This is a genomic window from Frankia sp. CpI1-P (assembly GCF_001421075.1).
GTDB classification, from domain to species: Bacteria; Actinomycetota; Actinomycetes; order Frankiales; family Frankiaceae; genus Frankia; species Frankia torreyi.
Genome location: NZ_LJJX01000011.1, coordinates 159510 through 169139, shown reverse-complemented (window position 1 = coordinate 169139; position 9630 = coordinate 159510). Strand labels below are relative to the sequence as shown.

Annotated in this window: 6 protein-coding genes and 4 pseudogenes; 4 read left to right on the top strand and 6 right to left on the bottom strand. The window is 71.8% G+C overall.

Going from position 1 to position 9630, the window contains the following annotated elements; translation table 11 throughout:
* Window positions 1-338: hypothetical protein (locus FF86_RS45245; protein ID WP_242418492.1), on the top strand; the 338-nt coding region annotated here is incomplete at its 5' end.
* 391 nt (window positions 339-729) lie between these two features.
* Here FF86_RS45245 and FF86_RS45240 read toward each other — a convergent pair.
* The 5 genes and pseudogenes from FF86_RS45240 to FF86_RS10255 form a co-directional block, all read right to left on the bottom strand.
* Window positions 730-1213 (bottom strand): annotated as a pseudogene (locus FF86_RS45240) (EmrB/QacA family drug resistance transporter); the annotation flags it as partial.
* A gap of 1 nt (window position 1214) precedes the next feature.
* A partial coding sequence (locus FF86_RS45235; protein WP_304438121.1) for a DHA2 family efflux MFS transporter permease subunit occupies window positions 1215-2295 on the bottom strand: 1081 nt, incomplete at its 3' end.
* A gap of 147 nt (window positions 2296-2442) precedes the next feature.
* Complete coding sequence (locus tag FF86_RS10265) at window positions 2443-3123, bottom strand: TetR family transcriptional regulator (RefSeq protein WP_052681000.1); 681 nt, start codon at window positions 3121-3123, stop codon at window positions 2443-2445.
* A gap of 259 nt (window positions 3124-3382) precedes the next feature.
* Entirely contained in the window at window positions 3383-4291 is a 909-nt protein-coding gene (gene rfbD, locus FF86_RS10260) for a dTDP-4-dehydrorhamnose reductase (RefSeq protein ID WP_173667249.1), read from the bottom strand.
* A 95-nt stretch (window positions 4292-4386) separates the two neighbouring features.
* Window positions 4387-5910 carry an LCP family protein gene (locus tag FF86_RS10255; RefSeq protein WP_052681003.1) on the bottom strand — a complete coding sequence of 508 codons (1524 nt, stop codon included), beginning with the start codon at window positions 5908-5910 and terminating at the stop codon, window positions 4387-4389.
* Window positions 5911-6324: 414 nt separating this feature from the next.
* Between FF86_RS10255 and FF86_RS45230 the strand changes: the two are divergent.
* The 3 pseudogenes from FF86_RS45230 to FF86_RS45220 all read left to right on the top strand — a co-directional run.
* Window positions 6325-6823: pseudogene (locus tag FF86_RS45230) on the top strand (sugar phosphate nucleotidyltransferase); the annotation flags it as partial.
* A 1-nt stretch (window position 6824) separates the two neighbouring features.
* Window positions 6825-7126: pseudogene (locus FF86_RS45225) on the top strand (sugar phosphate nucleotidyltransferase); the annotation flags it as partial.
* 1 nt (window position 7127) lies between these two features.
* Window positions 7128-7401, top strand: a pseudogene (locus FF86_RS45220) (glucose-1-phosphate thymidylyltransferase); the annotation flags it as partial.
* Window positions 7402-7976: 575 nt separating this feature from the next.
* Here the strand turns inward: FF86_RS45220 and FF86_RS45210 are convergent.
* Window positions 7977-9547: glycosyltransferase family 39 protein (locus FF86_RS45210; protein WP_396229824.1), on the bottom strand; the 1571-nt coding region annotated here is incomplete at its 3' end.
* Window positions 9548-9630: the final 83 nt, after the last annotated feature.

The window sequence follows — 9630 nt, the reverse complement described above, 5'->3', positions numbered from 1 at the left end:
AAGCACCTCGCAGGACCGCCGCCCACCGTGGTCACAGTCCTGATCCGAACCTAAAGTTCCTGGTATTGCCCCGCGCCCTGACGACGGCGGTACTCCTCGCCATCGGGTCCTATGTGCTCGTGACGCGGGACTTCCTTGTCATCTCGATGGTTCTCGCAGAGATCGCTCGAGCGGTGCTGGCCGCGTCCGCCACCCGATCGCGTGGCGGACCTCGGCGAGACTCGTTCGACACACCGCCGCCCGTCGATGCGCCAGGGTCACCGGACACAGTCATCCGGATCACCAGCGCCCGCGACACGCTCTCGATCACCATCGAGCTGACTCGAACTGGTCGCTGACACGACATTGACCGGAGCGGCCCGGCTGTCGACGTAGTCCACAGCCGGGCCACCCCCGACGATCCGGCGGTCGCTACCGCATCCACGGCAGGGCAGCAGTGTGAGCTGACGCCGCCGCGCCCGCACACGCAGCCGATCGCACCCGGTTAGCGCTATCGCCTACCGACACCGGTTAGCGCTATCGCCTACCGACATCAGTCACGTCGGCCGCTCGAAGGTCATCTGCTGCGGCGATGACCACCGTGGCCTCGACCGGGCCAGAGGAACGCCCCTGGCCATCGGCGGCGGATTGCCCCGCCGTTCCCGTCACAGCCGGGCGCTCGACAGACTCGGCGCTGGTCGTGCTCGGCCCGTCGGCCGACGTGGCATCGATTGCGGCGTCGTCAGCGGNCGGAGGGACGGTGTCGACGGTGTGGCGCATGCGGATCTCCGGAAGCAGCCAGGTGAGGGCGAAGGCGACCAGGCCGATCGGCACCGCGACCAGGAAGACCGTCTGCATCGAGTCCGAGAAGGCCTGGACGAAGCCGGAGCGGATGTCCGGCGGCAGCGTCGCGAGCAGCTTCGGGCTGATGTTCGCCCCGGAGGCGGCGAGACCGGGCGGCAGCGGCAGGCCCGCCAGCCGGTCGTTGATGTTGCCGGCGAGCACGTTCGCGAAGATCGCGCCGAAGACGGCCGTACCGAACGAACCACCGATGGAGCGGAAGAAGGTCGCACCCGAGGTCGCCACGCCCATCTGCCGGTGGTCGACGGAGTTCTGCACGGCGATGACGAGCACCTGCATCACCGAGCCGATCCCCACGCCGAGCACGAACATCGACAGCGCGAGCTGCCAGGTGGCGATGTCGGGGCTGATGAACGACAGCAGGAACAGGCCGNTCGACATCACCGCGGTGCCCACGATCGGGAAGACCTTGTAGCGGCCCCACTGGCTGATCAGCCGGCCGGAGGTGATCGAGCTGAGCAGCAGGCCACCCATGACCGGCAGCATCTGCAGGCCGGACTCGGTCGGATCGACGCCCTTGACCACCTGCAGGAACAGCGGCAGGAAGACGATCGCGCCGAACATCGCGAAGCCGACGACGAAGCCGATCGCACCGGCCGCCGAGAACACCCGGTTGCGGAACAACGACAGCGGCAGGACCGGCTCGACGGCCCGGCGCTCGGCGAACACGAACGCGACAAGCAGCACGGCGCCCGCGACCCCCATGCCGACGATCTCCGGAGAACCCCAGCCATAGGTGGTGCCGCCCAGGCTCGTCAGCAGCACCAGGCTGGTGGTCGCCCCGGCCAGCAGCACGGTGCCGAGATAGTCGATCACGTGCTTGATCCGGTTTGTCGTCGCCGGCAGAGCCAGCGCCGTGGCCACCAGGGCGACCGCGCCGACCGGCAGGTTCACGTAGAAGACCCACCGCCACGACAGGTGGTCCACGAACAGTCCGCCGAGCAGCGGGCCGACCACCGACGACACGCCGAACACGGCGCCGAACAGGCCCTGGTAGCGGCCACGGTCGCGGGGCGGCACCAGGTCGCTGATGATGGTCATCGCGCCGATCATCAGGCCGCCGCCGCCGAGGCCCTGCAGGGCACGGAAGCCGATGAGCTGGCCCATCGACGTGCAGGCGCCGGCGAGGACGGACCCCACCAGGAACAGCACGATCGACACCTGGAAAAGGATCTTTCGCCCGTACAGGTCACCGAGCTTGCCCCACACCGGCGTCGACACCGTCGAGGCGAGCAGGTAGGCGGTGACCACCCACGACAGGTGGGTCGCCCCGCCGAGATCACCGACGATCGTCGGCAGCGCCGTGGACACGATCGTCTGGTCCAGCGAGGCCAGCAGAATCCCCAGGAGCAGGGCTCCCATAATGATCCATAGCCGGCGCTTGTCGGCGACCTGCGCCGCGGACGCGTCGGCCGGGACCTCGACGCCGGGCGCGGACGCCTGAGCCTGGGTCATGATCAGCTCCCCTCGTGATCGTGGCTGTCGGTACAGAGTTCCGTCGTTTTCATCGGTGTCGGCTTCCTCGGGGAGGGTGCTGGTGCGGCGGACATGCTCGGGAACGTTTCGGGGGACGGGGCGGTGTCGGCGTCCGGGCCGCGCCGGTCAGGCCGATGCCGCACGTGGTGGGGGCGGTGGGGGCGGCAGGCCCCGCGCCAGGCTGTCGAAGGCCTGGCCGAGCAGGTCGGCCAGCGGCGCGCCCGGGGACTCCTGCCAGCGCACCGACAGGATGCGCACGATCGCCAGGACCGCGGCGACCAGCACGGCGGGATACGGATCCCGGGCCGGATCGAGGCCGCAGCGGCTGCCGACGGCCTCGGCGAGCGCGTTCTCGTAGGAGCTCCAGCTCGCCGCGCTGGCCGTCATCAGGTGCGGATGCCGGCGGATGATCGCAAGGCGGGTCCGCCAGAGGTCGGCCTGTTCGGGCGCGATGAGCGCGGCGCGTTGCAACATGACCGCCCGCACCGCGGCCAACGGCTCCTCGCCGGCGGGTCGGGCCGCGAGCGCCTCGGTGATCTCGCGGATGTCCTCCGGGTCGATGCCGACGATCGCGTCGTCCTTGGTGGGGAAGTAGTTGAAGAACGTCCGGGTGGAGACCTCCGCCGCGGCGGCGATCTCGTCGACCGAGACGCCGTCCAGCCCGCGCTCGGCGACGAGCCGGATGGCCGCCATCCGCAGGGCCCGGCGGGTCCGCAGCTTCTTGCGTTCCCGCAGGCCCAGCTCCGCCGGCCGGGCCTCGGCCGGTGGCTCCACAGGCGCCCGCTCCATGCCCGCCTGGGTCGTCATCGTCCCCTCCCCCGCCCGACGCCACACTGGTTGCAGCAGCTACAACCTTGTAGTCCCTAAAATTATTCTCGCTCTGCAAAATTCTTTACAGAGTGACGGACCGCACACAGACGAGCCTCATGGACGCACCGATCGGTCGTGGACGCACCGATCCGGTCACGCCGCCGGTGAGGGCAGCGTCCGTCACCGGTTCAGGACGCGGGCGGCGGCCCCACTCGGCAAGGCCCGCCCGAGAACGGGCGAGGGGCGAGGGGCGGACTCAGCCGCGCAGGTCCTCTCCGGCAAGGGCGAAGGCGGCCTGCAACGCCTGGTCCCAGGGACGCAGCGGGGTGAGACCCGCGTCCGCCCACGATCGCGTGGACAGCACGGAGTAGGCCGGCCGCGCGGCGGCCCGAGGGAAGGCGTCCGTGGTCGTCGCGCTGACCGTGGCCGGGTCCAGCCCGATCTCGGTCATGATCCGGCGGGCGAATCCGTACCAGGTCGTCTCGCCGGTGTTCGTGCAGTGGTAGACCCCGGGCGGCGCCGGCGAGGCGACGAGGTCGAGCAGGCCGGCGGCCAGATCGGCCGACCAGGTCGGCGAGCCGGTCTGGTCGGCGACGACCGAGACCGCCCCGCGCTCCCGGGCCAGCCGACTGATCGTCTTGACGAAGTTACGACCCGTCCGGCCGTACACCCAGGCGGTCCGGACGACGTAGGAGGACGCCGGCAGCAGCGCCCGCACAGCCTGTTCTCCCGCGAGCTTGGTGCGGCCGTATGCGCCGGCCGGGCCGGTCTCGTCCCCGGTCTCGTACGGCTTCGTCGCCTGGCCGTCGAAGACGTAGTCGGTCGAGAGCTGCACCAGCGTGGCGTCGACCTCGGCGCAGGCGGCGGCGAGGTGCGCGGGTCCGGTGGCGTTGACCGCGTAGGCCCCGGCCTCGTCGGCCTCCGCGCCGTCCACGTCCGTCCAGGCGGCGGTGTTGATCACAACCAGGCCGCCCTGGATCTTCGCCGGCCGGGCCTGGTCACGCAGGACGGCGCGGACCCGCGCGGGGTCGGTGATGTCCAGCTCGGCCCGGCCGAGACCCGCCCAGGCCCGCACGGGGGAGTCCGGTTCGGCCATCCGAGCCTCGAGCAGGTGGCACAGGTCGGCGCCGAGCTGTCCGGCGGCACCGGTCACGAGAACGCGCACGGCCCGAGTCTGGCAGATCAACCTGCGTCCATCGCGGCAGCCTCCGCCGTGCCGCACCAGCAGGCGATCAGGCCGGGCTAGTAGGTGCAGCCGGGCTAGTAGGTGCAACGCGAGGTGAGCTCCGCGGCGGTCGTGGCGGGGGCGGGGGTCGAAGCGGGGGCGGGGGTGGCCGGCGCGGTGGCCCCACCGGAGGCGGCGCCCACGGACGCGCCCGCCGGTGAGCCCGCGGTGGTCGGCCCCGCGGCCGCGCCCGCGGCCGCGCCCGCGGGCGTCGGCGCAGCGGTGATCGTGTCCACCTCGAAGGCGGTGCCGAGAACGAGGCTCACCCGGCCGGCGGGAACTGTGGCGTCCTGCTGCAGCGTGCTGCCGGGCACGGCGGCCTGGACCGTCCGCGCGGCCTGCACCGCACCCGGGTGGTACCGCACCTGCGTGGTGCGCTGGACGCCGGCGCGCCAGGTCCGCGCCGGCCCGACCTGGAAGCCGGCGCGGTCCAGCGCGGCGGCGGCCGAGGTGGCCAGACCGCTGACCCCGGCGCCGTTGTAGACGTCGACGGTCACCTTCGCCGGGGGCACCGTCGGCGACGGGCTCACCGCCGGCGCCGCCGCCCGGCTGGGCCGGCCGCGCAGCGGAGCGAGGAACTTCTCCAGCGTGATGGGCTCGTAGAGCTGCACGGAGCCGAAGCGGGGCAGCTCGCCGAGGGCGTTACCGCCCTCGGCGGGGGTGGGCGCGTGCACCGGGATCGTCTCGAACCGGATCTGGTCGGCGGACATGCCACGCAGCCGCGTCGCGAGCGCGCGCAGATCATTCATGCTCGTCCCGTCGTCGACGGTGAGCGCCTTCGTCGCCGCGTGCAGCAGGTTCTCCAGCCGCACCGGGTTGGTGAGCACGCCGGAGGAGGTCGCCTGCGTGAACACCGCGCCGATGAACTGCTGCTGACGGCGGATGCGATCGAAGTCGTTGTCCGGCAGGCCGTGGCGCTGGCGCACGAACGCCAGCGCCTGCTCCCCCGACAGCCGGTTCTCGCCGACCCGGCCACGCCACTGCGACCACGGGTCGTACAGGTTCGACCGGCCCCCGCCGGGCAACGGCCTGACGCAGACGGTGACCCCGCCGACGGCATCGGTCATCGCCTTGAAGCCGGCGAGATCGATCGAGACGTAATGATCGATCTTGATGTCGGTGAGGTTCTCGATCGTCCTGATCAACAGGCTGGGGCCGCCGATGGTGATCGCCGAGTTGATCTTGCCGCGGCCGTGCCCGGGGATGCGCACCAGGGTGTCGCGGGGAAACGAGACCATCGTCGTCGTCCCGTCAGCGTCGAGATGCGCCAGCATGGTGGTGTCCGACCGCTCGTCGGTCACCGCGCCCTGGCTTTCGTACTCGCCGCCGGTGCCGGCCCGGCTGTCCGAACCGACCAGCAGGAAGTTGCGGGTTCCGGAGGCGGCGTCCGCCGGCCGGTCGTCGCCGAGACCGAGCCGGATGCGGTGGATCTGCGCGCCGAAGTACTCGTAGGCGGTCCAGCCGCCCACCGTGGTCACCAGGATCAGTGCCGAAAGCACGGCGGCGAGCAGGATCACCAGCCGACCCAGCGGTGAGCGCTCACGCCGGGCGTCGTGCACGATGTGTCCCGCCAACGCGGCCCGGCGAGCCCCCGGGGGGCGGCGGGCGTGGGTCCGCCGACGAGAGGACCGCCCGGCACGACCCCTCGCCTGCGGATCGCCCGGTGGACGCGGCGGCGCCTCGGTCACCGTGTCCCCCTCCCAGGCGGCCGGAAATGTCTCGCGGTCGTGGCACGATCGGCCGGCCGGTCAGCGTCCCGGCCGGGCTGGCCGTAGCGAACCCTTCGACTACTCAACGTACCCGTATCGGGTGGCGCGCACCCGTCACCAACCCGATGCCGTAGGAAAGACGGGCCACCGAGGGGGACAGACAACCCGTCATCCCGGCAAAGGGGATCGGTCCAATCCGATAACAGCCGCCACACCTGTTGTTACTTTCGGTCAGTTCAAAGCGGCGCGATAGAGTTACGGATCATGAAGGCCCTCGTCCTCGCCGGTGGCTCAGGAACGCGTCTGCGGCCGATCACGCACACGTCCGCCAAGCAGTTGGTCCCCGTGGCGAACAAACCGGTGCTCTTCTACGGCCTCGAGGCCATCCGGGACGCCGGGATCGTCGACGTCGGAATCATCGTCGGTGAGACGGCTGCCGAGATCGAGACGGCGGTCGGCGACGGCTCGGCGTTCGGGCTCCGCGTGACCTACATCCACCAGGACGCGCCCCTCGGGCTCGCGCACGCGGTGCTCATCGCCCGCGACTTCCTCGCCGACGAACCGTTCGTCATGTACCTCGGGGACAACCTCATCATCGGCGGCATCGCCAGCCTGGTGACGGAGTTCCGGCGAACCACTCCGGACGCGCTGATTCTCCTCACGAAGGTGGACAACCCCTCCTCCTTCGGCGTCGCGGAACTCGGCGCGGAGGGCCGCATCGTCCGGCTCGTCGAGAAGCCGCTGATCCCGCCGAGCGATCTCGNGCTCGTCGGCGTCTACATGTTCGGCACCGCCGTGCACGAGGCGGTGCGGTCGATCAAACCGTCGACCCGAGGTGAGCTGGAGATCACCGAGGCCATCCAGTGGCTGGTCGACGGCGGCTACGAGGTCGCCTCCCACCTCGTCGAGGGCTACTGGAAGGACACCGGCCGGCTGGCCGACATGCTGGAGACCAACCGGCACCTGCTGGAGTCGATCGAGCCGGCGATCCACGGCACCGTGGACGCCGACAGCTCGATCGTGGGCCGGGTCGTGATCGAGGACGGCGCCTCGCTGGTCCGCTCCANCGTGCGCGGCCCGGCCATCATCGGGCGCGGAACCACCCTGGTCGACACCTACGTGGGCCCGTTCACCTCGATCTTCCATTCCTGCACGATCGAACGAACCGAGATCGAGTACTCGATCGTCCTGGAGCGGGCGACCATCCGCGGGATCGGGCGCATCGAGGACTCGCTGATCGGCCGGGACGTCGAGGTCGTGCCCTCGGCCGCCCTGCCCAAGGCGCACCGGCTCATGCTGGGCGACCACTCCCGCGTCTCGGTCGCCACGACGGGAGCCTGACCCCGTCAGCGGCCGAGCGGAGCCCCGGGACCAGGGGTCCTGACCGGGGGCCCTAGTCCTGCGCGCCCGAACGCGCCGTGACAGGACCACCCGGGGTCGCTGCGGCCGGGTCGACCGTGGCAGCCGACGACTGCGCGGGGGTGACCGGCACGGCACCGGCGGCCGGCTCGGCACCGGCGGCCGGCTCAGGGCCGGCGGCCGGCTCAGGGCCGGCGGCCGTGGCGGGGCCGGCGGCCACGGCCGGCTGACGCCGGGCCTGGACTCCGGCGGCAGCGATGGTCCCGGCGAACAGCAGCGCGGCCAGGACGAACACGATGATCGTCACCCCGACCGGGAACGGCGCCCAACGGCCGATCGCCGACACCACGTCCGGAATCCGCGCCGGGGTGAACGAGACCCGGCGCGGCAACCAGTAGTAGGAGCAGATCGCGAGCAGCGCCGCGCCCTGCATGAGCAGCGCACCGACCAGCAGGATCAGCGGAGCCAGCCGTTCGCGGNCGGGCAGCGCCCGGCGCAGGCCGAGGGCGACCACGACCCCCAGCCCGACCAGACCGAGGTAGAGGTAACGACCCTGNACGGCGATCCCGCGGGTGTACTGCTGGTACTCCGCCCAACTACGCTGGCCGACCTCGAGGTACGCGAACGCGACTGGCAGGAGCAGGACCATCACCCCGGCCGCGAGCGACCATCGCTCGGGCCGCCCGGCTCGGCGGCGGCCGACGATCGCCGTCACGCTCAGCCCGACGACGGCGACGGTGGCGAGCACGATCGCGATCGGGGAGAGCTGCGGCGGCTCGAACATCCCGAGGCCGCCCCAGAACCGCGAGATCATCGTGCGGAAGAAGTACCAGAACCAGGTCAGGAACGAGTCGGGGAGCAGCAGCGGCTCCCGCCGCGGTGGGTTGGTCGCCCAGCCGTTTGGCTGGACGGCGTCGTACAGCAGGTAGTTACGGACCCACCACCAGCCACCGAGGGCGAGACCGAGGCCGACCGCCAGCACCGCGGGAACCCACGGCAGGGAGGCGACGGCGGTCCGCAGTCGACGCCACCCGGGCACGCCGGGCGCCGTCGCGCCGAACGCACGACGGCGCCACCATCCGACCAGGTAAGCGGCGACGATCATGACTGGCAGGGTGAGCGCGAACGCCTTGGACAGCAGCGCGAGCCCCAGCCACAGCCCGGCCCACAGCGCGGTGCGCCGACGCAGGTCGCCCCGCAGCACCCCGGCCAGGACCACGGTGAGCCCACCGGTGGCGAGCATGAGGATGCCGTCGTTGTTGAAGGTGGCGCCGACCCGGGTGAACCCGGGGATCGCCAGCGGCAGGGCGGCCGCGGCGAACGCCGAGGGCTCGCCGAGACCGAAGCGGCGGGCGGCGAGCCAGGCCAGCAGCGGCAGCGGCGCGACGACCAGGATGTTCAGCAGACGCAGCACGAAGACCTGCTGGTCATAGGCCCAGTCGCCGGAGCCGGGCAGGGCGCGCAACAGCACCGCCCCAGCCGCGTAGATCAGGGGTGGGTGCTGCACCATCTGGTTGGACAGGCGCCCGTCGTCGACCGGCGTCGGGCCGCCGAGGGCGTTGAAGGACCTCCGCTGGTCGCGCGGTGTCGGGTCGATCTCCGCGAACGGCGCGGCCCCGCGCCGCTTTCCCCCGGCCTGGAACATGTCCTGATAGCGGCCGCGATCGAAGTCGTCCGAGGTCGCCGCCACCCCGGTGGCGATCATCTTCTCACCGGGGGCGGGCCAGCCGGCGCCGTGCTGCAGTCCATAGACCATGTCGACGTGCTGGGCCTCGTCGTAGCCCGTCCAGGTGGGGTACACGAAGGCGTAGCTGAGCAACATCGCCAGGTGGACCGCGGTGATGAGCACCAGCAGCAGCGGCCCCCGCCGCACCCGGCGGGCGAGGCGCCCGCCGCCGCCCACCGTTCCCGCCACCGCGGACTCGATCCCGGGTGCCGCGGACTTGATCCCGGGTGTCACGGGCCCGGTCCCGGCTGCCGGGGACGGGTGCTCGGGCAGCCGGGACTCGCGCGACGGGCGAGGCTGGGACGGGACGGGACGGATCTCCACCGGCGTCTGGCCGGCCGCGTCGACGGCCGGCTCGGCGGTGTCGGTGCTCTCGGTGGTCGTCGTCTCCGGCTCATCCATGATTGACGCCAGGATAACGACCTCGCCGGCCGGTCCCGACGGCCCCGGNCATCGCCGCCCTGGTCCTCGGCTCGGCGGCCGAC